At 62.6% G+C, this 22,804-nt stretch carries 22 protein-coding genes and 1 pseudogene; 12 read left to right on the plus strand and 11 right to left on the minus strand.

Annotated features, from left to right (window positions below):
• The first annotated feature begins 156 nt into the window (after positions 1–156).
• From M1E16_RS08540 to M1E16_RS08550, 3 genes are all read left to right on the plus strand, one after another.
• Positions 157–657 carry a sigma-70 family RNA polymerase sigma factor gene (locus M1E16_RS08540; protein ID WP_434624966.1) on the plus strand — a complete coding sequence of 167 codons (501 nt, stop codon included), beginning with the start codon at positions 157–159 and terminating at the stop codon, positions 655–657.
• Between the two features lie 38 nt (positions 658–695).
• Positions 696–1,667 (plus strand): FecR family protein, encoded by a 972-nt coding sequence (locus M1E16_RS08545; RefSeq protein WP_458129646.1) that lies wholly within the window; start codon positions 696–698, stop codon positions 1,665–1,667.
• A gap of 98 nt (positions 1,668–1,765) precedes the next feature.
• Positions 1,766–4,204 (plus strand): TonB-dependent siderophore receptor, encoded by a 2,439-nt coding sequence (locus M1E16_RS08550; protein ID WP_458129647.1) that lies wholly within the window; start codon positions 1,766–1,768, stop codon positions 4,202–4,204.
• Between the two features lie 197 nt (positions 4,205–4,401).
• On the opposite strand, the gene M1E16_RS08555 is transcribed toward M1E16_RS08550, so the two are convergent.
• Positions 4,402–5,553, minus strand: a complete 1,152-nt coding sequence (locus M1E16_RS08555) for an MFS transporter (RefSeq protein WP_434699972.1) — start codon at positions 5,551–5,553, stop codon at positions 4,402–4,404.
• 180 nt (positions 5,554–5,733) lie between these two features.
• On the opposite strand from M1E16_RS08555, the gene M1E16_RS08560 reads away from it, so the two are divergent.
• Positions 5,734–6,726 (plus strand): diaminopimelate epimerase, encoded by a 993-nt coding sequence (locus tag M1E16_RS08560; RefSeq protein WP_458129648.1) that lies wholly within the window; start codon positions 5,734–5,736, stop codon positions 6,724–6,726.
• A gap of 52 nt (positions 6,727–6,778) precedes the next feature.
• Here the strand turns inward: M1E16_RS08560 and M1E16_RS08565 are convergent, their stop codons facing one another.
• From M1E16_RS08565 to M1E16_RS08600, 8 genes are all read right to left on the minus strand, one after another.
• Entirely contained in the window at positions 6,779–8,347 is a 1,569-nt protein-coding gene (locus tag M1E16_RS08565) for a glucan 1,4-alpha-maltotetraohydrolase domain-containing protein (RefSeq protein ID WP_458129649.1), read from the minus strand.
• Between the two features lie 120 nt (positions 8,348–8,467).
• Positions 8,468–9,715, minus strand: coding sequence for a cytosine deaminase (codA, locus tag M1E16_RS08570; protein ID WP_434624956.1), 1,248 nt, complete (start codon positions 9,713–9,715; stop codon positions 8,468–8,470).
• A gap of 12 nt (positions 9,716–9,727) precedes the next feature.
• The gene (gene codB, locus M1E16_RS08575) at positions 9,728–10,999 is read right to left on the minus strand and encodes a cytosine permease (RefSeq protein WP_305495863.1); all 1,272 of its coding nucleotides are present in this window, start codon (positions 10,997–10,999) and stop codon (positions 9,728–9,730) included.
• A gap of 277 nt (positions 11,000–11,276) precedes the next feature.
• Positions 11,277–12,107, minus strand: coding sequence for an alpha/beta fold hydrolase (locus M1E16_RS08580; protein WP_434699975.1), 831 nt, complete (start codon positions 12,105–12,107; stop codon positions 11,277–11,279).
• Positions 12,108–12,164: 57 nt separating this feature from the next.
• Positions 12,165–12,521 carry a 6-carboxytetrahydropterin synthase QueD gene (gene queD / locus M1E16_RS08585; RefSeq protein ID WP_025212792.1) on the minus strand — a complete coding sequence of 119 codons (357 nt, stop codon included), beginning with the start codon at positions 12,519–12,521 and terminating at the stop codon, positions 12,165–12,167.
• Positions 12,522–12,629: 108 nt separating this feature from the next.
• Positions 12,630–12,917 carry a type II toxin-antitoxin system RelE family toxin gene (locus tag M1E16_RS08590; protein ID WP_434603461.1) on the minus strand — a complete coding sequence of 96 codons (288 nt, stop codon included), beginning with the start codon at positions 12,915–12,917 and terminating at the stop codon, positions 12,630–12,632.
• Positions 12,907–13,194 (minus strand): type II toxin-antitoxin system Phd/YefM family antitoxin, encoded by a 288-nt coding sequence (locus M1E16_RS08595; protein ID WP_434603463.1) that lies wholly within the window; start codon positions 13,192–13,194, stop codon positions 12,907–12,909. Before M1E16_RS08595 ends, M1E16_RS08590 begins: the two co-directional genes overlap by 11 nt.
• A gap of 109 nt (positions 13,195–13,303) precedes the next feature.
• Positions 13,304–14,383, minus strand: a complete 1,080-nt coding sequence (locus M1E16_RS08600; RefSeq protein ID WP_458129650.1) for a patatin-like phospholipase family protein — start codon at positions 14,381–14,383, stop codon at positions 13,304–13,306.
• 217 nt (positions 14,384–14,600) lie between these two features.
• On the opposite strand from M1E16_RS08600, the gene M1E16_RS08605 reads away from it, so the two are divergent.
• The 8 genes and pseudogenes from M1E16_RS08605 to M1E16_RS08640 all read left to right on the plus strand — a co-directional run bounded on the left by M1E16_RS08605 (position 14,601) and on the right by M1E16_RS08640 (position 22,103).
• Positions 14,601–14,909 (plus strand): PepSY domain-containing protein, encoded by a 309-nt coding sequence (locus M1E16_RS08605; protein ID WP_434569227.1) that lies wholly within the window; start codon positions 14,601–14,603, stop codon positions 14,907–14,909.
• Positions 14,909–15,220, plus strand: a complete 312-nt coding sequence (locus M1E16_RS08610) for a PepSY domain-containing protein (RefSeq protein WP_434624945.1) — start codon at positions 14,909–14,911, stop codon at positions 15,218–15,220. The genes M1E16_RS08605 and M1E16_RS08610 overlap by 1 nt, the downstream gene beginning before the upstream one ends.
• Positions 15,220–15,888 (plus strand): response regulator transcription factor, encoded by a 669-nt coding sequence (locus tag M1E16_RS08615; protein WP_305495857.1) that lies wholly within the window; start codon positions 15,220–15,222, stop codon positions 15,886–15,888. Before M1E16_RS08610 ends, M1E16_RS08615 begins: the two co-directional genes overlap by 1 nt.
• On the plus strand, positions 15,885–17,198 hold the full coding sequence (locus M1E16_RS08620) for an ATP-binding protein (RefSeq protein ID WP_458129651.1): 1,314 nt from the start codon (positions 15,885–15,887) through the stop codon (positions 17,196–17,198). Before M1E16_RS08615 ends, M1E16_RS08620 begins: the two co-directional genes overlap by 4 nt.
• A 245-nt stretch (positions 17,199–17,443) precedes the next feature.
• The gene (locus tag M1E16_RS08625) at positions 17,444–18,760 is read left to right on the plus strand and encodes a Na+/H+ antiporter family protein (RefSeq protein ID WP_458130295.1); all 1,317 of its coding nucleotides are present in this window, start codon (positions 17,444–17,446) and stop codon (positions 18,758–18,760) included.
• Between the two features lie 157 nt (positions 18,761–18,917).
• A pseudogene (locus tag M1E16_RS08630) lies at positions 18,918–19,739 on the plus strand (cache domain-containing protein); the annotation flags it as partial.
• 102 nt (positions 19,740–19,841) lie between these two features.
• Positions 19,842–20,597, plus strand: coding sequence for a methyl-accepting chemotaxis protein (locus M1E16_RS08635; protein ID WP_458130296.1), 756 nt, complete (start codon positions 19,842–19,844; stop codon positions 20,595–20,597).
• Between the two features lie 444 nt (positions 20,598–21,041).
• Positions 21,042–22,103 carry an AI-2E family transporter gene (locus M1E16_RS08640; RefSeq protein WP_305495852.1) on the plus strand — a complete coding sequence of 354 codons (1,062 nt, stop codon included), beginning with the start codon at positions 21,042–21,044 and terminating at the stop codon, positions 22,101–22,103.
• On the opposite strand, the gene M1E16_RS08645 is transcribed toward M1E16_RS08640, so the two are convergent.
• Complete coding sequence (locus tag M1E16_RS08645; protein WP_305495849.1) at positions 22,100–22,282, minus strand: hypothetical protein; 183 nt, start codon at positions 22,280–22,282, stop codon at positions 22,100–22,102. The two genes, M1E16_RS08640 and M1E16_RS08645, sit on opposite strands and share 4 nt — an antisense overlap.
• Before the next feature lie 89 nt (positions 22,283–22,371).
• The gene (locus M1E16_RS08650) at positions 22,372–22,566 is read right to left on the minus strand and encodes a hypothetical protein (RefSeq protein ID WP_305495847.1); all 195 of its coding nucleotides are present in this window, start codon (positions 22,564–22,566) and stop codon (positions 22,372–22,374) included.
• Between the last annotated feature and the right edge of the window lie 238 nt (positions 22,567–22,804).

Genomic DNA, 22,804 nt, shown 5'->3' on the forward strand with positions numbered 1-22,804 from the left:
CGGACTGACCTTCAACATAAATGTTGACTGATATACCGCCATCGCGAGCAAGCTCGCTCCCACATTGTATTTTTTCTGCCCAGGCGGCCGGACGGCGTTTGCTTCCAATTAATAAGAACGATTACTATTCGTGCCCCGTCCCCACAGCACGCCGCGATGATTCCCAAGCTGCCTCGCAGACCCGGCTTTTTCGAGTATTACGAAGAGTTGATCGGCACCTGGACCCGCCGCCTGCGCAACCGCGAGCAGGCCGAGGACCTGGCCCACGACGCCTTCGTGCGCGTGCTCGAGTCCGATTCGGCGCAGGTCGAGCAGCCACGGGCCTATTTGCACCAGACAGCGCGCAATATTGCAGTGGACGGCTATCGGCGTGAAGATCGACGGGGCGCCATGGAGGAAGCGGCGCTTGACCCTGGTTATTCGTTTGCGGGCGACCCGGAGCACTACATGCACGCGATCCAGCTGGCGGACTCCATCGAACGGGCGCTTGCCGAGCTGCCGGCCCATTGCCGCACGGTGTTTGTCTGGCAGAAGATCGAAGGCCTGACCCAGGCGGAAATCGCCGAGCGCCTGGGCCTGTCAAAAAACATGGTGGAAAAGTATATGATCCGCACCCTGCGCCATCTGCGTGATCGCCTCGACGGACCGGATCAATGAGCGGTCGTCCTTTTCCACCCGAGCCACAGGACCCTTCCATGATGGATAGCCGTGACTGCCCGTGCGGGCAGAGCAGGGTTCGCGACGAGGCGGCGCAATGGTTCGTGCGTCTGCAGGACCCGGTCATGAGCCTCGACGAGCGTCAGCGTTTCGAGGCCTGGCTGGGCGAACACCCCAACCACCGCGATGAAATTCAATTGCTGCAAGGGATCTGGAGCGCAACGGACCTGCTGTCCATGGAGCGCTTGCAAGCGCTGTGCGAGCGGCCTGTCGAACGCCCGAGACGCAGGCCTTTGCTGCGCTATGCGGTGGCCGCCGGATTGGTGGCGGTGGCGGTCGGGCTGGGGTTGTTCAGTGGCCTGGGTGCGTCGAGCGATTACCGCAGCGAATTCGCCACTGCCCTCGGTGAGCGTCGACATGTCGCGCTGCCGGATGGCTCGCTGATCGACCTCAACAGCCGCAGCCATGTGCGTGTTGTCTTCGAACATCGCCAACGTCGGGTGGAACTGGTCGAGGGGGAGGCGCTGTTCAGGGTCGAGCATGATGCCGAGCGCCCGTTCACTGTTGACGCGGGCAACGGCCAGGTGACGGTGACCGGGACGCGCTTCGACGTGCGCCGCGATGCCGGCAGCACCCGGGTGGCGGTGGAGGAGGGTAGCGTCAAGGTCCAAGGGCGTGATTTCCCCATCAATCTCACGGCCGGCCTGGGTACCCGGATCGATGCTCAAGGCAAGGTCGCGTCACCGTACCCGATCAACGCCGATGAACTCACCGCGTGGCGCAACGGCAAGCTGGTGTTCAACAACGCGCCGTTGAGTGAAGTCGCCGAGGAGGTCTCCCGTTATCGCGCCAAGCCCCTGCGGGTGGCCAGTGCCGCGGTGGGCAACCTGCGCCTGACCAGTGTGTTCCGTTCGGACAGTCCCGAGGCGCTGCTCAAGGCCTTGCCGAACATCCTGCCGGTGGCCGTGCGCACACTTGACGACGGCAGCCAGGAAATAATAGCGAAATAGATTCAGGTTTTTTTCGAGTTCTTCGTCTTCTTGTCCAACTGCAACTGGTTTGCATTAACAGACGCGTATTCTTGCGATTCGACAGGACAAGGTTCGACGTGAAAACTTCCGCCAAGAACAACAAACGTACCTCAACCCGTTGGCTACCGCTGGCCCTGACCCTGGCGGTCAGCGCCGCGTTGCCCGAGGCTTTTGCCGACCAGACCGTCACGGCGATCCACATCCAGGCGCAACCCTTGGGTCAGGCGCTGAGCCAGCTTGGCCAGCAGACCTCGTTGCAGGTGTTTTTCAGCGCGGAGCTGGTGGCCGGCAAACAGGCCCCGGCGGTGCAGGGCAACCTGTCTCCCGAGGTGGCACTGGCTCAATTGCTCAAGGGCAGCGGTTTGCAATACCAGATCGATGACGGCTCGGTGACTGTACTGCCGGCTCCTTCGACGTCTACCGATGGCCCACTGGAGTTGGGCGCCACCGAGATCCAGGTGGTCGGCGACTGGCTTGGCGACGCCAACGCCGAAGTGGTACAGAACCACGCCGGCGCGCGGACGGTGATCCGCCGCGAAGCGATGGTCGAGCAGGGCGCCATGAACGTCGGCGATGTCTTGCGGCGGGTCCCGGGCGTGCAGGTGCAAGACGCCAACGGCACCGGTGGCAGCGACATCGCCCTGAACGTCGGCGTGCGCGGCCTGACCTCGCGTCTGTCGCCGCGCTCCACGGTACTGATTGACGGCGTACCGGCGGCCTTCGCGCCGTACGGCCAGCCGCAACTGTCCATGGCACCGATCTCGTCGGGCAACCTGGACAGCATCGACGTGGTACGCGGTGCCGGCTCGGTGCGCTACGGACCGCAGAACGTCGGCGGCGTGATCAACTTCGTGACTCGCGCCATCCCGGAAAAAGCCACCGGGGAAATCGGCAGCACCCTGGAGACCTCCCAGCACGGCGGCTGGAAGCACATCGATACGGCGTTCCTGGGCGGTACCGCCGATAACGGGCTGGGCGTGGCGCTGCTGTATTCGGGCATCAACGGCAACGGTTATCGCAAGAGCAACAACGATAACGACATCGACGACGTGATTCTCAAGACCCACTGGGCGCCGACCGACGTTGATGATTTCTCGCTGAACTTCCACTACTACGACGCCGAGGCCGACATGCCCGGCGGCCTGACCCAGGCACAGTACGACGCCGACCCGTACCAGTCCGATCGCGACTGGGACAGTTTCAGCGGCCGCCGCAAGGACGTGTCGTTCAAGTGGATCCGCGAAATCGGCGAGCGCACCCAGGCCGAAGTGCTGACCTATTACTCCGACAGCTTCCGCGGCAGCACCATCGCCTCGCGGGACCAGCGCAACCTGGTGTCCTACCCGCGTAGCTATTACACCTTCGGCATCGAGCCGCGGGTGTCCCATGTGTTCGACCTCGGCCCGACCACCCAGGAGGCCAGCGTCGGTTATCGCTACCTCAAGGAAGGCATGCACGAGGAGGCCAGCCGCCTGGCGCTGCGCAACAACGAACCGGTGGTGCGTCCGGGCGCCGACGGTCACGTCTATCAGGACCGGACCGGTGGTACCGAAGCCCATGCGGTCTACATAGACGACAAGATCGACGTGGGCAAGTGGACCATCACTCCGGGCATCCGCTTCGAAAGCATCAGCACCGAATGGCACGACCGCCCGGTGCTCGATACCGCCGGCCGTCCGGTGCAGGAAAAGCGCCGCAGCATCGACAGCAACGAACCGTTGCCGGCCTTGAGCGTGATGTACCACCTGTCCGACGCCTGGAAATTGTTCGCCAACTACGAGACCTCGTTCGGCAGCCTGCAGTATTTTCAACTCGGCCAGGGCGGCGACGGCAACAACACCGCCAATGGCCTGAGCCCGGAAAAGGCCAAGACCTACGAGATCGGTACGCGCTACAACGATGACGTGTGGGGCGGGGAAGTGACGCTGTTCTACATCGACTTCGACGACGAGTTGCAATACATCAGCAACGATGTGGGCTGGACCAACATGGGCGCCACCAAGCATCAGGGGCTGGAAGCGTCGGTGCACTACGACATGGCCGCGTTGGACCCGCGCCTCGACGGCCTGACCGCCAGCGCTGGTTTCACCTATACCCGGGCCACCTATGAAGGGGACATCCCGAGCTTCAAGGGCCGTGACCTGCCGTTCTATTCGCGCCAGATTGCCACCTTGGGCCTGCGCTACGAAGTCAATCACTGGACTTACAACCTCGATGGCTTTGCCCAGTCCGGGCAACGTTCACCGGGCAACAGCGTGAACCCCGATGGCAGTTTCAGCGATAACTACATCACCGACGGCACCGCCGATGGGCAGTACGGCGACATGCCGGGCTATATGCTCTGGAACGTTCGGGGCGGCTATGATTTCGGCTCGCAGCTGTCGAACCTGAAACTCGGCGCGGGGGTGAAGAACCTGTTCGATCATCAGTACTACACGCGTTCCAGCGACAACAACTCGGGTATCTACGTCGGCGCACCACGTACGTTTTTCGTGCAGGCGAGTGTGGGGTTTTGATCACGCCTCAAGGCTGAGCTATACCCTATGGCGAGGGGGTATCTGTGGCGAGGGGATTTATCCCCGCTGGGCTGCGAAGCAGTCCTAAAATCAACCCATTGATGTATCAGGTAGATCGAGTCTTGTGGTTTGGGGCCGCTACGCGGCCCAGCGGGGATAAATCCCCTCGCCACAATCAGCTCTTTGCCACCGGAGGCTTAGACCTTCAACACTTTCCCGCTGACCGCCACCGCCACCAGCGACAGCGCAATCAATCCGAACGCAATGGCCAGGCTGCTGCCATGAGCGACAAAGCCGATCAGTGCCGGCCCCGCGAGGATGCCGGCATAACCGATCGTGGTGATGGCCGGCACGGCGATGGCTTCGGGCATCAGGGTCTGTTTGCCGACCGCGGTGTACAGCACTGGCACGATGTTCGAACACCCGGCGCCGACCAGCGCATACCCCAGCAGCGCCGCTTGCCACATCGGTGCGAGGGTCGCCAGGAAGAAACCTGCTGCGGCGATCGAGCCGCCGTAGATGATCACGCGCTTGGCACCCAGGCGATGCACCACCGAATCGCCTGTCAACCGGCCGACGGTCATGGTCAGCGCAAACGCGGCATAACCCAACCCGGCGTAGGCGGTATCCACCGCACGCTCGGTGGTCAGGAACACCGCACTCCAGTCCAGTACCGCGCCTTCGGCCAGGAACACGATAAAGCAGAGGATGCCGATGAACAGCACCACGCCATGCGGAATGGCAAACGCCGGTCCCGAGCTTTCACTGCCGTAGGGCAACAGGTGCGGTGCGGCCTTGAACAACGCCACCAGCAGGACCGCGTTGACCACCAGGGTTGCCGCCAGCGGCGAAAGCCCGAGGCCGAGCAGGGCGCTCACGCCGGCCGCGCCGATGATTCCGCCGAGGCTGAACATGCCGTGGAAACCCGACATCATGGTCTTGCCGCTGGCGCGCTCGACGATCACCGCTTGCAGGTTGACGGTCGAATCGACGGTGCCGAGCCCGGCGCCAAACACGAACAATGCCGCCACCAACCAGGGCAAGGAACTCATCGACGCCAGTAGCGGCAACGCCAGGCAGATCAGGATCGTACCGCCACTGAGTACCCGACGGCAGCCGAACCGCGTCGCCAGCGCACCGGAGATCGGCATCGCCAGGATCGACCCGACCCCAAGGCATAACAGCAGCAAGCCGAGGGTCCCTTCATCCAGGTTCGCCCGCGCCTTGGCATAAGGCACCAGCGGCGCCCAGGCGGCAATACCGATTCCGGCAATGAGATAGGCGATGCGGGTGGACATCTGTTCCAGGCGTCCGGGAACAAAAGTGGGCGGGGGTGTTATGGCAGTCATGAAACGTCCTTGGCTTTGGTGCGGTGCGGTGATGCAGGCAGGGGCCTATGCTTGCATATCCACTGACCGCACCGCGACCCCAAGGTGCCGACCCGATGTTCCCGTCTGGAGCAGGCTTTGCTCCTGCCGGGCTTGCCGGCATAAAGTAACGGTTCTTCCTGGCCTGTTCGGACCTGATGCATGACGCAGTTCTACAACGCACGCGGCAACCTCTACGGAGTCGTCTCACCGCAGCAGGTGCGTGCCCAGGGCATCGGCCTGCCGTCGTCCGCCGCCGAGGCGGCCTCGTTACGCCAATCCTGGGCCAGCGCCGCCGTGCAGGCCTTCTGCGCCTGGGCGCCGGGGGAGGCGCCGCCGGATGCCAAGGCTCATCGCAGTGATGGGCTGCTGGTCGGCCCGTTCCAGGACACGCCGCCCTTCGACCTGCTGATCGTCAATACCGACGGGACGCTGGCCGAGCGTAGCGGCAATGGCCTGACGATTTTTTCCCTGGCTCTGCAAGAGCGGGGGTTGCTGGTGGGCGATGACGATTGCGTACTGCAGGTTCACCACGACAAACCCGACGGTATCTCACCGCTGCGGACATCGGTTCGCGCGGCTGAACTGGGCGGCGTCCCAGGCTTCTGGCTGGACCTGGGGACACCGCTGTTCGGGCCCGCTGCCGTGGGCGCTCAAGGTGTAGCAGCGGTGACCTTCAACCAATGCGCGGTAAGCCGGGTGCCTGCGCTGCATTGCTTGAACCCGGCGTGGGGCAACAGCCAATTCGTGCGCATCGGCAATCCTCATTGCGTCACGCTGGTGGATGACGTGGAGGCGTTGCCAGGTCTTGCGCAGATGCGCGCCGAGGCGCTGGCGCAAAGCCTGACCAACATTGCCTACGCAGCGCCTGGCGGGGCGGGGATTCCTTGTCCGGCGGGCGTCAACCTGCAATGGGCCTGGCGCGCCGCCGACGGACAAATCGCCGCCCGGGTGTTCGAGCGGGGCGAAGGCCCAACCGCGTCCTCCGGCACCAGCGCTTGCGCCGTCGCGTGTGCCGCGTGGTGGGTGGGCTGGGTGCAGGCCGGGACGGTGAGCGTCATGATGCCCGGCGGTACTGCGCCAATCCAGTTGCAAGAGCGGGAGGGTGAGTTGGTACGGGTCAGCCTGTTTGGCACGGCCAGCGCCATGCGTTAGGCGTCGATGGCGGTAAAGGCCGGTGCAACCTCGTCCCACTTTGCTGTACTGCTTAAAGTCGCCCGGTCGTCTCGTAGGCCGTGTCACTGGTGAATGAAACGTTCGGCCCTGGCTGCCAACGAATCTCCGCAGAGTCCTGGCGGCGAACCATGCACTTCCATTCCACTTGTTGCTGCGCAGGCAGTTGGATAACGCTGCTCCGGCGATTATTGGAACCCTCCAGCGGCACGGCGTGGCGAGGATCCCACGCCCCCAATTCCAGGGACGACCCAACGGCGTAAACGCTTTCGCCGTGCTGAGCGCCTGGGTTGTCGCAATGAAAGCTGACCGAAACCTGCGGCGGTTCGGCAGGGATGCTCCAGATGCGGATGGCGCCGTTGTCCCACTCCAGTGCCGCTGCCTGCATCCCTTGAGGCAACTGCTGGAGATCCGACTGCAGGGCGATTACCAGGGCTTTTCGGCTGCCGCTGGTAGTTGCCACCAATCCCGAGTAATTGGGGTGGAAGCGGATTGGCGAGTCGGCGCGAATACCCGCGTCCTTGCGCAATTTGATCAGCCGACGAATCAGCTCATCCCGTTGCCAGTCGTATATGTGAGCCCAATACACGGTCGGCGTACCGGGGCTGCTGAGAATGTAGGCGTAGGCCTGGTTGATCAACGCATCGGCGACCGGCCAGTGATGTTGGCCGCCATAGGCGCCGGGTGAGTAGCCGGTGTCGTGGTTATCGACGAAGGTGACTGCGATTCGGCGCCAGGCCGGGTCTGGATTGCCGTTCAGGCCATGGCGCCATTCGGCGATCGGACCGTTCTGCATGCGCTCCTTGAGCGCGAAGTCGAACACCGGGCAGTGTGAGCGATCCGACCAGTCTTTTAATACTTCCTGCCAACTTGCGCCGTGCCGCCAGTCACTCGGTGGATACTCGTTAGGGCTTTTCCAGTTTTCGCCGACACAGAACTGTTGGCTGCCGAAGGCCTCCATCCACTTATCCACCGTTTCGGGAGCGTAACCCCGGACGAAGTCGAAGCGCAGGCCTTGCGCGCCGTAGTTGTCGCGCAGGTTGATGAACTCATTCTTGAAGGTTTCAGCTACTCGCTGGTTGCCGGTATTCAGATCCGGGTCGCCCTCGTCGAATGCGTCGCCTTCATCGCATGCAGGGCGGCAGTCCTGCCGCCACTCCCCGCTGCCTCGAACAAACATCGAAGGGCCGTCTCGTTCAGCCATGTGATTGGGCACCACGTCGTAGATGACCTTGACCCCGGCCTTGTTCAGCGCGGCCGCTGCCTGACGCAGCTGTGCGTCGGTACCGTAGCGGCCGTCCTTCTCGAAGCTGTGCCAGAAGTAACCTTCGCCGCCCCCCGAAACGGTCCCGTTGTTCCAACTTGATTGATCCGCCCATGGCGGTGGCATCCAGATGGCGCTAAAGCCGTCGGCGCCAATCGTGTTGGCCATGCGCGAGAGCACCGGGTACCACTTTTCCGTGTTGCGGCTGGAGTTCCAGTGAAAGCCTTGCAGCAGGATTTCCTCTGCGCTGCCATTACGCACGGCATCGGTGGTTGCAGCCATCGCTGGCATAGCTAAAACAATGCCCAGCAGCAAGCCCGGCAGTGACGTCCTTTTCATGGCCGTTTCCTCAAGTGATCGGTGACGATCACTTTGAGGCGGGCTCGGAGCGCGGTCACCTGTCAGACCTGACAGGTCGATGGTTTTTTTCTTGGAGTCGTTGCCGTTGGTTCCGCTACGTCAACCTGCCCGGGGGGGAAACTCCACCACCGGCATCTGCCGCTTCATCAACACTTCACCATTGCGAATCGAGTAAAGCGGCAGGCCCTGGCTGCGGATCACTTCGTAGTCGCTGTCGGCCGAGAGGATCAGCAGGTTCGCCGGGCGTCCGGGTTCCAGTCCGTAACGTTCGCCCAGGGCCATGGCCTTGGCGCTGTTGTCAGTGACCAGGTCCAAAGCGCTTTGCAGGTTGCGGTAGCCGAGCATATGGCAGATGTGCAGCCCGGCTTCGAGCACACGCAGGATGTTGCCATTGCCCAACGGATACCACGGGTCGACGATCGAGTCCTGGCCGAAGCAGACGTTCATCCCGGCTTCGAGCAGTTCATTGACCCGGGTGACGCCACGGCGTTTGGGGAAGTTGTCGAAGCGTCCTTGCAGGTGAATGCTTTCGGTGGGGCACGATACAAAGCTGATGCCCGAGTGCCCGAGCAGGCGGAACAGCTTGGCGCAGTAGGCGTTGTCGTAGGAGCCCATGGCCGTGGTGTGGCTGGCGGTGACCCGGGCGCCCATGTCGCGGCTGCGGGCCTCTTCGGCGAGTACCTCGAGGAAGCGCGAGTGCGGGTCGTCGGTTTCGTCGCAATGCACATCCACCAGGCAGCCGGTGCGCTCGGCCAGGTCCATGAGGAATTTCACCGAGCTGACGCCTTGATCGCGGGTGTACTCGAAATGCGGAATGCCGCCCACCACGTCGGCGCCCATGCGGATGGCTTCTTCCATCAGTTCGCGACCGCTGCGGTAGGACTCGATGCCCTCCTGGGGAAACGCGACGATCTGCATGTCGACCAGATGACGGCTTTCCTCGCGCACTTCCAGCATTGCCTTGAGCGCGGTGAGCGTCGGGTCGGTCACGTCGACGTGGGTGCGCACATGCTGGATACCATGGGCGGCGAGGGCCTGGAGCGTCTTCCTGGCGCGGGTTTTGGTGTCTTCGTGGGTGATGGTGGCCTTGCGTTCGCCCCAGCACTCGATACCTTCGAACAGCGTACCGCTCATGTTCCAGCGCGGTTCGCCGGCAGTCAGGGTGGCGTCCAGGTGAATGTGCGGCTCGACGAAGGGCGGCACCACCAGGTTGCCGCCGGCGTCGAGGTCTTCGGGGCCCAGGCTGGGGGCCTCGGTCTGGCGGGCGATGCTGGCGATCAGGCCGTTTTCCAGGTGCAGTTCATGCAAGCCTTCGCGGTTGCGCAGGCGGGCGTTGATGATGTGCATCAAGCGAGTCCTTTATAGGTCTTGTAGAGGCGCGTCAGCGGTGCGAATACCCATCACGCCGATCAATAGCACATACGTTAGCGCGCCGGTGGCGATTCCTACCAGCGGCGCGACCCAGGGTGAATTGAAGGCGGCCACCGTGCCGACGCCGTAAGCACACAGCCCGGGCCAGTTGAAGGCCGGCAGTTGCGCCGCGGCCAGGCGCGGATAGCGACCACGCCAGCGGAAGAAGAAGTCGGCCATGATCACCCCGCCAATCGGTGGGATCACGGTGCCGAGCAGGATCAGGTACGGCACCAGCAAATCGTACATGCCCAGCAGCGCCAGCAGCGTGCCGATCACCGCGCCGGCCAGTGTGACGGTCTTGCGTCGGCGGGTGCGCAGCAGGTTGCAGCCGGCCACGGCAAAGTTGTAGATCGTGTTGTCCTGGGTGCTCCAGATGTTGAGCAGAAGCATCGCCATCGCCGCCATGGCGAAACCTTGCAGCAGCAAGACTTCGACCACATCGGGCTGCTGGTAGACGATGGCTCCGTAGGCGCCGATCAGCACCATCAGGCCATTGCCGAGAAAAAAACCGATCAGGCTGGCCAGCACCGCGACCTTTGCCGAACGGGAAAAGCGCGTCCAGTTGGTCGCCTGGGTGGCGCCGCTGACGAACGTGCCGAACACCAGCGTGATCGCGGTCGACCAGTCGAGGCTGCCGGTGGGCACTACCGCGAGCAGGCCATCGAGGCCACCGACCTGCTGCGTGGCAACCCACATCGAGAGGATCAGCAACAGCATCATCGCCGGGACGGCGACGTACGAGAGGATTTCCAGCCCGCGATAGCCGATGTAGGCCGTGGCGCAGAAGCCCAGCCCGAACAGCACCATCAACCCCAGAACGGTGCCCTGGCTCAATTCGAAATACTTGCCCAGCACCACCGCCGCAGTGGCCGTGCCCCAGGCGTACCAGCCGATCTGGGTGAAGCCCAGGATCAAGTCGCTGAGCTTGCTGCCCACCTCGCCAAAACAGAAGCGGCCCATCAACACTGAATTGAGCCCGCTCTTGAAGGCGATGTAACCCAGGCTGGCCGCGTACAGCCCCAGCAGCAGGTTGCCGATGACAATCACGCCGAGCATCTCGGCGAAACCGAACGCCACGCCCAACTTGCCGCCGGCAAACATGGTCGCGGTGAAAAAAGTGAAACCCAGCAGCACCATGGCCGTGGAGGCGAGGCCCTTGCGGGCGTGCATCGGGACTTCGCTCAAGGGGTAGTCGTTACCGGGATCGTTCTGAGTCATGTGGCGGTCCTTGCAGAGGAGGGAATGTCGCAAGCGTGCAGCGGCCGTGCCAAACGAGTGATTGCCGGTTATTTATAGCCAACGGGTGGGTCGGGTGGGCTTCGAGGAGCAAAAGCGGTGCAGGGAGTGGATCAAGTTGGAACACGGATCGTGTTACCCAGAAGTACCTTGTGGGAGCGAGCCTGCTCGCGAATGCGGTAGATCAGTCGATGACTATGTGACTGATCGGACGCTTTCGCGAGCAGGCTCGCTCCCACAAAAGGTTGTAGGGGGGCCCTCAGGCAGGCGAGTGCGACGGCAAGAACCGCATCACCGCCGCGACGATCGCTTCCGGCGCGTCCTCCTGGACCAGATGCCCGGCATTCGGTACAGGATGGAACAGCGCCCCCGGGATCATCTTGTGCAACGCCCGGCCGCGCTCGATGGGGATCCACTGGTCATCCTCGCCCCAAAGGATCTGCGTTGGGCAGCGTACCTTCGGATAAAGGTCCTGGACCTCGTCGGTGTAACGCTCGTCCATCTGCGCAATCTGCCGGTAGAGCGCGGCCTGGCCGGTTTCGCCGAGCCAGGGCTGGACGTACGGGGAGAGCTCTTCATCGGTAATGCAGCGCTTGATCGCGCCACGGATATAGGTCGGCACGATGGCCCGCTGGATGTAGTCGGGCAGGCCGCTGAACGCCGCTTCGTGCTGGCGTACGTGTTGCACGAACGCAGAGCCCCAAGGCGACAAGGCTACCGGGTCGATCAGGGTCAGGCTGCGGTAATCCTTGCCATCGAGCAGATGGGTGCGCAGGGCCGTGGCGCCGCCAAAGTCATGAGCGATGACGTCCGGGCAATCCAGCTTCCAATGCTCCAGCAGTCGGGCAAGCAGCCGGTTCTGAACACCGAGGGACACGTCTGCATCGGGTTGCGCGGATTGGCCATAACCCAACAGGTCGAAGTAATGAACCTTGTGCGTGGCGAAAAACAGCGGGGCGATCCGGTGCCATACATAAGAGGAGAACGGCGTGCCATGGACAAACACCAACGGCGCGCCGTCGCCGTGAATGGCGTAGCGGATGGGGTGCCCGTTGAAGTCGTATTCCTGATCCAGCGGCCAGTGGGTCATGATGGTGTCCTCTTGGTAGATCCGAACCAAGGAGGATAGACACAAAGGACGCCAGGTTCATTCGCCGTGGTAGATGCAGCCGCTGGTGCAGGTCTCGTGGATGCGGATGGCGCTGAGTTCCGGCAGCAGCGGCTTCAACTCGTTCCAGATCCACTTGGCCAGGACTTCGCTGGTAGGGTTTTCCAGACCGGGGATGTCGTTGAGGTAGTTGTGGTCCAGGCGCTCGTAGAGCGGCTTGAAGATCGCCTTGATTTCCGAGAAGTCGCGAATCCAGCCGGTGTGCGGGTCGATGTCGCCGCTGAGGTGGATCGCCACCTTGAACGAATGACCATGCAGGCGTCCGCACTTGTGGCCTTCCGGTACGTGGGGCAGGCGGTGGGCGGATTCGAAGGTGAACTCTTTGAAGATTTCCACAGATTTGGCTCTTTAAATGGACGGTCGCGAGGCAGGCGGCGCAGTTTATCAGTTTGATCCCCGCGTTGCGCGAGCGTGCTGACTAAAGGGTCAGCAAACCTGGCTGTCCTAGCGGGTCTTGGCTGAAGCGTAGACGCCGCTGCGCTCTCGCTTGCCAACCGCTATTACCAGAATGACGATCCGCTCCTCCTCTATGCGATACACGAGTCGATACCCAGCCCCGCGTAACTTGATCTTGTAACAATCCTTCATCCCGTGAAGAGCATCGCCCGGTACGCGAGGGTGCCCTTGTCGCTCCTGGAGTTTTTTCAAAAGCTGCAGACGGACCGCACCGTCCAGTTTTCGCAGTTCTTTCAGAGCCTTCGGGTCCCATTCGACTCCATATTCAACGCCCATTGGCGATATCAGCCTCAGCCTCGCCAATAAGGTCATCGAGCGATACGCGTACCCGCGGTTCGTTGGCCTCGATCCGCGCTTTGACCACTTGGGCCAGCTCCAACTCGTCCAGGCGCTCTATCATCGCTTCGTAGACCTCCGCCGGTACCATGTAGCCCATCACGCGGTTATGGTTCAGCACGGCCACAGGTGAGCCGTTCGCGCCACTCAGGACCGCGGACGGATTTTTCTTCAGTTCCGATACGCTGACGGCTACATCAGCCAAGACGATTTGCATGAAGATGGCTCCTTTAAAAGTGCTTTATTTTGGTCTTTTTATGCGCATTCAGGCAAGCACTCCATCCGGGCTGTCTCATAGTTATCACCGCGTTGCGCGAGCGTGCTGACTAAAGGGTCAGCAAACGCTCGCCCAGCCCACCGTTGGCGGTCAGTTCGAGGAACTCGTCGCCGAGCCGGCGGCTTTCGTCCATTGCGGTGCGCCAGTATTTGCGGCGGGCCGGGTCATCGCCCATGAAACGCTTGAAGTCGTTGCGGTCCGGCAGTTTGCCGTAGGGCAGGCGAGCCAGGTATTCGCGGGACGGCGCCAGCAGCAGAACATCCTGCAAGCGCGAGGTATCGCCTCGGCGCCATGGCAGGCCTTTGTCGAACCAGCCGGGAATGACCCGATCGGTGAAGTGCGGATAAAGCACGATGTCCTCGCCGCTATAGGGCAGGTCAAGGTGGTAGTCCAGCAGGCCGCCATCGCGGTAGGTGCCCGCGCCGGCGCCGGGCAGGTCGCGCACGCCTTCCATGGTCATCGGGATCGAGCCCGACGCCAGCAGTGCCTGGCGCAGGTTGCCGGCCTCCAGCGGCACGAAGCGCGAGGGGAAGTCCGTCAGCGGATGGAGCGGGGGAGCCAGGCGCGGGTCGTGGATGATCAGCCTTTCGAAATGCCGCGACAGCCGCGCCCGGCCGCGCAGGTTGTCGGCGACCACCGAGGACAGCCCCAGGCCCAGCCGGCCGCGATGGTCCTGCGCCAACAGGCCATGACTCTTGACTACGATGATGTTGAGCCGGTAATGCGGATTGTCGAGGATCGTCAGGTCGCGACCTTCAAGCAGGTCGTCGAGCATGCGCTGCGAGCTCTGGCTGACCCCGGCCATGGTCACGCCTTTGGCGAAGCTCTGCTCGTTATACAGGGTGCCCAGGCGGCGAATGCCCTCGGCGGCGTCCGGCAGACAGGCGCTGGCGAAGCGCCAGGAGCCGACCGATGCACCGATCAGCGAGCGCTCCCGCGGCGCGGCGGGCAGCCATTCGCCGAACAGCGCCAGGTCCAGCCCCTGGATACCCAAGGCCTTCGGCCCTCCGGCGGCGCCCGGCAGGATGCCGACATCGGCGGCCTGAAGGCCTGCCTGGCGGATGCGCTTGAAGGCGCGAGGGCCGGCCTTCAGAGTCAGCGCGGGGAACTTGATGTGAATGGCGGTCATACCGGTCTCGAATACGTGCAAGCGGCTGATTATAGCGACACAGAAACCCTGTGGGAGCGAGCTTGCCCGCGATGACGCTGTGTCAGTTGTCAGTTTTGATGACTGACCTGACGCCAGCGCGAGCAAAATTGACCCAGATTCAATGATGGCAATTCAGTTTCAGTTAAGTTCGTCCCGATACAGTTCCCCGCTGAAGATTATAAAAAGGAGATAACCCGTGAACCGCCTCACTGCCTTTTTCATCGCGGCGCTCATGGTCATCGGTACAGGTCCGGCTCAAGCCAGGGACCTCGATGCCACTGAAGCCCAAAAATTGCTGGACGCTGGTACCATCCTGCCTTTTGATCAGCTCAACGCCGCTGCCCTGGCCAAACACACTGGCGCCACGGTGACCGATACCGAGCTGGAAGAGGAATACGGCAAGTACCGCTACAAAGTGGATCTGCGTGATGCCAAGGGCATCGAGTGGGATCTGGAACTCGACGCCGTCACTGGCGAGGTGCTGAAGAATCATCAGGATACGTAATGAAGCTTAATCTGCGCGCCCGCAATCGTTGGGCGCTGGCGCTGCTGGTGTGCTGTTCGGTGGCCGTGGCCCGCGACCTGGACCAGGACGAGGCCCTGCAACTGCGTCAGCAGGGCGTGATCCTGCCCTTGGAACATCTGCTGCAACAGGCGCTGGACCGCCATCCCGGTGCCAAGTTGCTGGAAGCCGAGCTGGAAGAAAAGCACGGCGTCTACATCTACGAAGTCGAGCTGCTGGACACCGACGGCGTCGTGCGCGAACTGGACCTGGAGGCCGCGACCGGCCGCCTACTCAAAGATAAGGAAGACTGATGCGCCTGCTACTGGTGGAAGACCATGTTCCCCTGGCCGACGAACTGATGGCCGGGCTCGCCCGGCAGGGCTACGCGGTCGATTGGCTCGCCGACGGGCGCGACGCGGTGTATCAGGGCAGCAGCGAGCCCTACGACCTGATCATTCTCGATCTTGGGCTGCCGGGGGTGCCGGGGCTCGAGGTGCTGGCGCAATGGCGCGCTGGCGGCCTGACCACCCCGGTACTTATTCTCACCGCGCGTGGCTCCTGGGCCGAGCGCATCGAAGGACTCAAGGCCGGGGCCGATGATTACCTGACCAAACCCTTTCACCCTGAAGAACTGCACCTGCGCATCCAGGCGCTGTTGCGTCGCTCCCACGGCCAGGTCAACCAGCCGACGCTGCAAGCGGCGGGATTGCACCTCGACGAAGGCCGGCAATGCGTGATTCGCGACGGCGCCGAGATCCAGCTGACCGCCGCCGAATTCAGGCTGTTGCGCTATTTCATGCTCCACCCCGAGCAGATCCTTTCCAAAAGCCACCTCGCCGAGCATCTTTATGACGGTGAAACCGAGCGCGATTCGAATGTGCTGGAGGTCCACGTCAATCACCTGCGCCGCAAGCTCGGACGCAGCGTGATCGAAACCCGTCGCGGCCAGGGTTACCTGTTCGGCGGACAGGCGCAGTGAGATCCATCCAGCGGCGCCTGAGCCTGGGCCTGATCGGTGTGATGGTGGTGGTCGGCCTGGTCCTCGCGCAGACCAGCCTGTGGTTGTTCGAGTTGGGTTTGCAGCGCTACCTCGAAGCGGGGTTGCGCAATGACAGCGAGAACCTGCTGGTGGCCCTGGTCCGTGGCCCGCAAGGGTTGCAACTGGACGAGCGACGCTTGTCGCCAGCTTACCTGCGACCGTTCTCCGGGCATTACTTCCGCATCGATTTTGCCGACGAGCATTGGCGCTCCCGTTCCCTCTGGGACCAGGAACTGCCGCGGCTCGACCATCCGGGGCTGCACAGCAACCTGCAACTGGGCCCCGAAGGCCAGAAACTGCTGGTGCTGCGCACGGACTACCGGCGCCTGGGCCAGGCGATTTCCATCAGCGTGGCGCAGGACTACACGCCGGTGCGCGACAGTTTCCTGCGGATGCAGCAGGTCGGCCTCGGCCTCGGCTTGGCGGGGTTGCTGCTGATCCTGCTCTTGCAGCGGCTCACGGTGCAGCGCGCCTTGCGGCCGTTGGAGAAGGCCCGGGAGCAGATTGCCCAGTTGCAACGCGGCCAGCGTTCACAACTCGACGAACAAGTGCCCAGGGAACTGGAGCCGCTGGTGGCGCAGATCAACCATTTGCTGGCCCATACCGAAGACAGCCTCAAGCGTTCGCGCAACGCCCTGGGTAACCTTGGCCATGCCTTGAAGACGCCTCTGGCGGTACTGCAAAGCCTGGCGTCGAACGAGAAGCTCGACCCTTATCCCGAGTTGCGCAAGTTGCTGCTGGATCAACTCGAGCAGGTTCGCCAGCGCCTGAACCGCGAACTCAACCGTGCGCGCCTGTCCGGCGATGCCTTGCCCGGCGCGCACCTGGATTGCGACGCCGAACTGCCGGGTCTGCTGGCGACGCTGAACATGATCCACGGCGAGCATCTGCACCTGGCTTATGTCGCGCCGCCCGGCTTGCACCTGCCCTGGGATCGCGAAGACCTGCTGGAACTGCTGGGCAACCTGCTGGACAACGCCTGCAAATGGGCCGACGCCGAAGTGCGCCTGACCGTGAGCGAGACGCTCGTGGGTTTCCACCTCGCGGTGGAAGACGATGGCCCCGGCATCCCGCCGGATCGCCGCGACCAGGTCTTCAGCCGCGGCACGCGCCTGGATGAGCAGACCGACGGCCATGGCCTGGGGCTGGGTATCGTGCGCGACATCGTCGACACCTGGGGCGGGACATTAGCGTTGGGCGACAGCGAGTGGGGCGGGTTGAACGTAATGATTGAGCTGCCCAAGCGCTGAAGCCATGGCTGCATCTCCTGTGGGAGCGAGCTTGCTCGCGATAGCGGCTTGTCAGTCGACACTTTCGTAACTGACCCGACGCTATCGCGAGCAAGCTCGCTCCCACAGGGGCAATGTGGTGGATTCAAACGCTGCGAGTGACTGCAAATCCCGCCGCATGACCCTTGCAGCTTGCCGCCGCTTGCTGCAAAGTCGCGACCTTTTTGTCCGGTGGCTTTCCATCGCTGTGCTTTGAGGTAACGATGATAAATGCAGTAATTGCCGCGGTTGGCGTCATGCTGGTACTCAGCCTGTCCCGCGTGCATGTGGTGATCGCGCTGATTATCGGCGCGCTGGTGGGTGGCTTGGTAGGTGGCCTGGGGATCGAGGCAACGCTCAAGGCCTTCAATGCGGGCCTTGGCGGCGGCGCAACGGTGGCGTTGTCCTACGCTCTGCTGGGCGCCTTTGCGGTGGCGATTGCCAAGTCCGGCATGGCCCATGCCTTGGCCGACAAGGTCCTGGCCATGGTCGACCGCCAGGACACCGCCGGCGGCACGGGCGTCAAATGGCTGCTTATCGGCCTGCTGGGTACGGTCGCGGTGGCCTCGCAGAATATCCTGCCGATCCATATCGCCTTCATTCCGCTGCTGGTGCCGCCACTGCTTTATGTGCTGACCAAGCTGCAACTGGACCGTCGGCTGATCGCTTGCGTCATGACTTTCGGCCTGATCACCCCCTACATGTTCCTGCCGGTGGGCTTCGGCAATATCTTCCTCAACGAAATCCTGCTCGCCAACATCGCCCGCAGCGGTGTCGATGTCAGTGGCATCAACGTCACCCATGCGATGGGCATCCCGGCGCTGGGCATGGTGTTCGGGCTGGTGCTGTCGGTTGTCAGCTATCGGAAGAAACGCGTCTACGATCTGAAAAAGATCGCCAGGGCCGAGCAGGTGGCCGTGCGCTACAACCCGCTCAGCCTGTTGGTCGCCGGGTTGGCAATCGCGGCGGCATTCGCCATCCAGCTCCTGCTCGATTCGATGATCATCGGCGCCCTGGCCGGTTTCCTGATTTTCTCGGTGTCGGGCGTGGTGCGCTGGCGCGAGACGGACGACCTGTTCACCGAAGGCATGAAGATGATGGCGATGATTGGCTTCATCATGATCGCCGCCTCGGGCTTCGCCGAAGTGATGAAGGCCACCGGTGAGGTGCAAAGCCTGGTGGAAACTTCGGCGGCCTGGATCGGCCACAACAAGGGCATCGGTGCGCTGTTGATGTTGCTGGTCGGGCTGCTGGTGACGATGGGGATCGGCTCGTCGTTTTCCACGGTGCCGATCCTGGCGACCATTTTTGTGCCGCTGTGCCTGCAACTGGGCTTCAGCCCGCTGGCGATCGTCTGCATCGTCGGCACCGCTGGTGCCCTGGGCGATGCCGGCTCGCCTGCCTCGGATTCGACCCTCGGCCCGACCTCCGGCCTGAACATCGACGGCCAGCATCACCACATCTGGGACACCGTGGTCCCGACGTTCCTCCACTACAACCTGCCATTGCTGGCGTTTGGTTGGGTGGCGGCGATGGTGTTGTAGCTTCAGAGACCGGGTTGTCTTCTTCGCGAGCCTGCTCGCGATGGGGCCCTTGAATCCAGCGACCCTGCCAACCGACTGTCCACCTTGTCCTACAGTTTTATCGTGCGCTGCCGTTAACCCAGTTAACCACGCCATAAAACCAACAAGAGTGAACAGCATGCGCCTGAGCCTGAAGGCTAAAGTCCTGTCCCTGGCAATCCTGCCGGTATTGCTGTCCGCGGTGATCATCAGCCTGACCACGGCGTTCATCTTGAAGGAACAGGCCAGCAAGGAAGTCCAGCAAACCCGCGAACGTCTGCTCAGCGAGGCCAAGGCCACGCTGCAGAATTACGTCGCGGTCGGCCTTACGGCGATCAAGCCGCTGTACGATGCCGCCGCGCCTGGCGATAACGAGGCGCGCGCCCAGGCAATCAAGTTGCTGTCGAACATCAGCTACGGCAAGGACGGCTACTTCTTCGGCTACGACTCCGAGACCATTCGCCTGTTCAAGGCCAACAGCCCCGATGGCGTGGGCAAGAGTTTCAAGGACAACCGCGACCCGAACGGCGTCTACGTCAACCGTGACCTGGTGAAGGTCGCCAAGGACGGCACGCATTATCTGGAATACAGCTCGCCGCTGCCCGGCAGCAAGGACCTGGTGCCCAAGCTCGGCTACACCGAATACCTGGCCAAGTGGGACCTGGCGGTCGGCAGCTCGGTCAACCTCGACGGCATTGAAGGTCAGGTGGCGCTGGTGGAAGCCAAGGTCCACGATCGCCTGCAAGGCGTGATCCTGAGCATCGTCGGGATCGCCGCGGTGGTACTGCTGGTGATCGCGGTGGTGGGCCTGGTGCTCGCCAATACCATCCTGCGTCCGCTGCACCTGATGAAGGACAACCTCGATGACATCGCCGCGGGCGAGGGCGACCTGACCCGGCGCCTGGCGATTACCAGCCAGGACGAACTGGGCCAACTGGCCGGTTCCTTCAACCGCTTCGTCGACAAGATCCACGGCCTGGTAAGGCAGATCACCGACATGACCTCGCAACTGACCGGCCTGGTGACGCAGGTGTCCGAGCAGGCCCAGCGTTCCGAGCAGGCCATGGAGCGCCAGCGCCACGAGACCGACCAGGTCGCCACGGCGATCAACGAAATGTCCTCCGCCGCCCAGGAAGTCGCCCGCAGTGCCCAGGGCGCAGCCGTCGCGGCCCAGCAGACCGATGAAGAAGGCCAGTCCGCCAAGCGCGTGGTGGCCGGCAGCATCCAGCAGATTCATGCGCTGGTGAACGATATCCGCAGCAGCGGCGTGTCCCTGGACAGCCTGCAACAGGATGTGGCCTCGATTGTCAGCGTGCTCGGTGTGATCCGTTCGATTGCCGAGCAGACCAACCTGCTGGCCCTCAACGCGGCCATCGAGGCTGCGCGTGCCGGTGAGGCGGGCCGCGGGTTTGCGGTGGTTGCCGACGAAGTCCGCGCCCTCGCCAGCCGGACCCAGCAAAGCACCCAGGAAATCCAGGGCATGATCGATCGCCTGCAATCGGGTACCCATGCCGCGGTGGAAGCGATGCGCCGTTCCAGCGAGGCCGGCGACGGCACCTCGGAACGGGCCAACGAGGCGGGCGCCTCCCTGGACACCATGGCGCAACTGATCGGCACCATCAACTCGATGAACGCCCAGATCGCCAGCGCCGCCGAGGAGCAGACCGCGGTGGCTGAAGAAATCAACCGCAGCGTGCATCAGATTGCCGTGGCGGTGGACACTGTCGCCGACGAAACCCAGCTCAGCGCCCAGACTTCTCGCAGCCTGGCCGATCTGGGCCAGCGCCTGGGCAAACTGGTGGGGCAGTTCCGGATCTGATCCGAGCGCAGCAGGAGCTGCCGAAGGCTGCGATCTTTCGCTTTCGATCCAGATGTTTTCGCCTGGGCTACCAGGCCCTATCGGAAGCGGAGGATCGCAGCCTTCGGCAGTTTCTGCCGGGCAAATCGTTCCGTCGATTCATGTCATGCACTGTTGTGGCGAGGGGATTTATCCCCGTTGGGCTGCGAAGCGGCCCCAAAAAAAGCCAATACGACTTGCCTGATGTTCCGCGCAGTCTGTCTTAGGGGCTGCTTCGCAGCCCAGCGGGGATAAATCCCCTCGCCACAGTAATCAGGCAGGCAGCTCGCGCGCATCGCGCATCAACAGCCCGAACCACATTCCCATCCCCCGGCGCGACCTCGAAGGCCGGCATATGGCAGACGCGACGGCACTCCGGCGAGTCCTGGCGGACTAACGTCTATCTGCCAATGACATGGAAAGCACATGAACCGAAAGAACCTCCAAAACAAGTCGCAGATGCTGTTGCTGATCCTGGTCAGCATTGCCTTCGTCTGGATTCTGCTGCCGTTTTATGGGGCGGTATTCTGGGCCGTCATCCTGGGCATCGTCTTTGCGCCGCTGCAACGTCGCTTGCAGTTCAAGTTCGGCTGGCCGCGCAATGTCACGGCACTGTTCACCCTGAGCATCTGCGTGGTGATCGCCATTTTGCCGGTGATCGTCATCAGTACCTTGCTCGTCCAGGAAGGGGCAGCGCTGTACAAGAGCCTGGAAAGTGGCGAGCTGGACGTCGCCGATTACCTGGCGCGTTTCAAGGAGGCGTTGCCGCCGTTCTTCCAGCACCTGCTTGACCGCTTCGGCCTGGGCAACCTGAGTGGCTTGCGGGACAAAATCGTCAAGAGCGCCATGCAGGGCAGCGAATTTTTCGCCACCCAGGCGTTCAGTTTCGGCCAGGGTACGTTCCAGTTCCTGGTGAGCTTCTTCGTGATGCTCTACCTGTTGTTCTTTTTCCTGCGTGACGGCGCGGAGCTGGTGCGCAAGGTGCGCTCGGCCGTTCCGCTGGCCGAGCACCAGAAGCGCCGCCTGCAATTGAAGTTCAACCGGGTGGTGCGGGCGACGGTGAAGGGCAACCTGTTGGTGGCGATCACTCAGGGCGCCCTGGGGGGCCTGATTTTCTGGATCCTGGGTATCCCGACGGTGTTGCCGTGGGCGGTGCTGATGGCTTTCCTGTCGCTGCTGCCGGCGGTGGGGGCGGGCATTGTCTGGGTGCCAGTGGCGGTGTATTTCCTGCTGTCGGGGGCGATCTGGCAGGGCGTGGTGCTGGCGCTGTTCGGGGTCTTCGTGATTGGCCTGGTGGACAACTTCCTGCGCCCGATCCTCGTCGGCAAGGACACCAAGATGCCCGACTACATGGTCCTGATTTCGACGCTCGGCGGGTTGGCCGTATTCGGCCTCAATGGTTTTGTCATCGGGCCACTGATCGCCGCGCTGTTCATGTCCTGCTGGGCGCTGTTCGTCGAGGGCAAGCCGCGGGTGCAGTTGCCCTAGGCGCTCAACAGGTACGGACCGATACGTTGCGACAAGGCCTGGGCGGCGGGCAGGGAAGTCAGCGGGCCGCTGACGGTGACGCCATCCTGCACCAGATACCAGCAAGCCAACAGTCCGCGCTCCCGAAGTGGGGCGGGGACGGCGCTGCCAATGACAGACATGATTTGAACCTTGGGCATGGGAAACCTCCATCAGTCGATGGGGTTACCTTACGGCTCATACGGGATGGGGAAAAATCAACCGCTTCAATAGTAGGAATCGATGCCGCTCAATCGACCACCAGGTCGAGCATGTGCACCACTTCCTGTTCATTGAGCAGGCCCTTGCGAACCAGGTTTTCCGCGAGCAGGGAAAGGAACTTGGCGCTGCGGTGGCCTTCCAGGTGCTTGAGCTCGGTCAGTACGTTGTAGACCTTGCTGGAAGTGCACAGGCCGACGATGCGGTGGGGATTTTGTGTGGGCATGGCTTCGTCCTTGTTGTTATGAGCTGCGGCGGCGGACGTTGACAGGTTGCGGCACTGCCATGACACGCTCGTGACAGCTTGAGTCGTCGAAAAATAAAGCAGGATTCAGACCATAGTGCCTGGTTGGCGCCAGATTATTGTTCCGGTAGCGACCTCAGCCAGGCGGTATACGGCGATCAGTCGCCGTTTGGCTGAAAAACGCTCACAAAAAAGCCCCTGGATCTTTCGATTCAGGGGC

The sequence above is a fragment of the Pseudomonas sp. Z2-11 genome, from assembly GCF_054161305.1.

What these genes read in the sequence shown, in the direction of transcription:
- codB (WP_305495863.1), bottom strand. Translation starts at nt 10,999, where the DNA reads ATGACTCAGAACGATCCCGGTAACGACTACCCCTTGAGCGAAGTCCCG.
- M1E16_RS08545 (WP_458129646.1), top strand. Translation starts at nt 696, where the DNA reads ATGATGGATAGCCGTGACTGCCCGTGCGGGCAGAGCAGGGTTCGCGAC.
- M1E16_RS08640 (WP_305495852.1), top strand. Translation starts at nt 21,042, where the DNA reads ATGAACCGAAAGAACCTCCAAAACAAGTCGCAGATGCTGTTGCTGATC.
- M1E16_RS08580 (WP_434699975.1), bottom strand. Translation starts at nt 12,107, where the DNA reads ATGACCCACTGGCCGCTGGATCAGGAATACGACTTCAACGGGCACCCC.
- M1E16_RS08590 (WP_434603461.1), bottom strand. Translation starts at nt 12,917, where the DNA reads ATGGGCGTTGAATATGGAGTCGAATGGGACCCGAAGGCTCTGAAAGAA.
- M1E16_RS08650 (WP_305495847.1), bottom strand. Translation starts at nt 22,566, where the DNA reads ATGCCCACACAAAATCCCCACCGCATCGTCGGCCTGTGCACTTCCAGC.
- M1E16_RS08635 (WP_458130296.1), top strand. Translation starts at nt 19,842, where the DNA reads ATGGAGCGCCAGCGCCACGAGACCGACCAGGTCGCCACGGCGATCAAC.
- M1E16_RS08645 (WP_305495849.1), bottom strand. Translation starts at nt 22,282, where the DNA reads ATGCCCAAGGTTCAAATCATGTCTGTCATTGGCAGCGCCGTCCCCGCC.
- M1E16_RS08610 (WP_434624945.1), top strand. Translation starts at nt 14,909, where the DNA reads ATGAAGCTTAATCTGCGCGCCCGCAATCGTTGGGCGCTGGCGCTGCTG.
- M1E16_RS08555 (WP_434699972.1), bottom strand. Translation starts at nt 5,553, where the DNA reads ATGACTGCCATAACACCCCCGCCCACTTTTGTTCCCGGACGCCTGGAA.
- M1E16_RS08560 (WP_458129648.1), top strand. Translation starts at nt 5,734, where the DNA reads ATGACGCAGTTCTACAACGCACGCGGCAACCTCTACGGAGTCGTCTCA.
- M1E16_RS08540 (WP_434624966.1), top strand. Translation starts at nt 157, where the DNA reads ATGATTCCCAAGCTGCCTCGCAGACCCGGCTTTTTCGAGTATTACGAA.
- codA (WP_434624956.1), bottom strand. Translation starts at nt 9,715, where the DNA reads ATGCACATCATCAACGCCCGCCTGCGCAACCGCGAAGGCTTGCATGAA.
- M1E16_RS08595 (WP_434603463.1), bottom strand. Translation starts at nt 13,194, where the DNA reads ATGCAAATCGTCTTGGCTGATGTAGCCGTCAGCGTATCGGAACTGAAG.
- M1E16_RS08600 (WP_458129650.1), bottom strand. Translation starts at nt 14,383, where the DNA reads ATGACCGCCATTCACATCAAGTTCCCCGCGCTGACTCTGAAGGCCGGC.
- M1E16_RS08565 (WP_458129649.1), bottom strand. Translation starts at nt 8,347, where the DNA reads ATGAAAAGGACGTCACTGCCGGGCTTGCTGCTGGGCATTGTTTTAGCT.
- M1E16_RS08615 (WP_305495857.1), top strand. Translation starts at nt 15,220, where the DNA reads ATGCGCCTGCTACTGGTGGAAGACCATGTTCCCCTGGCCGACGAACTG.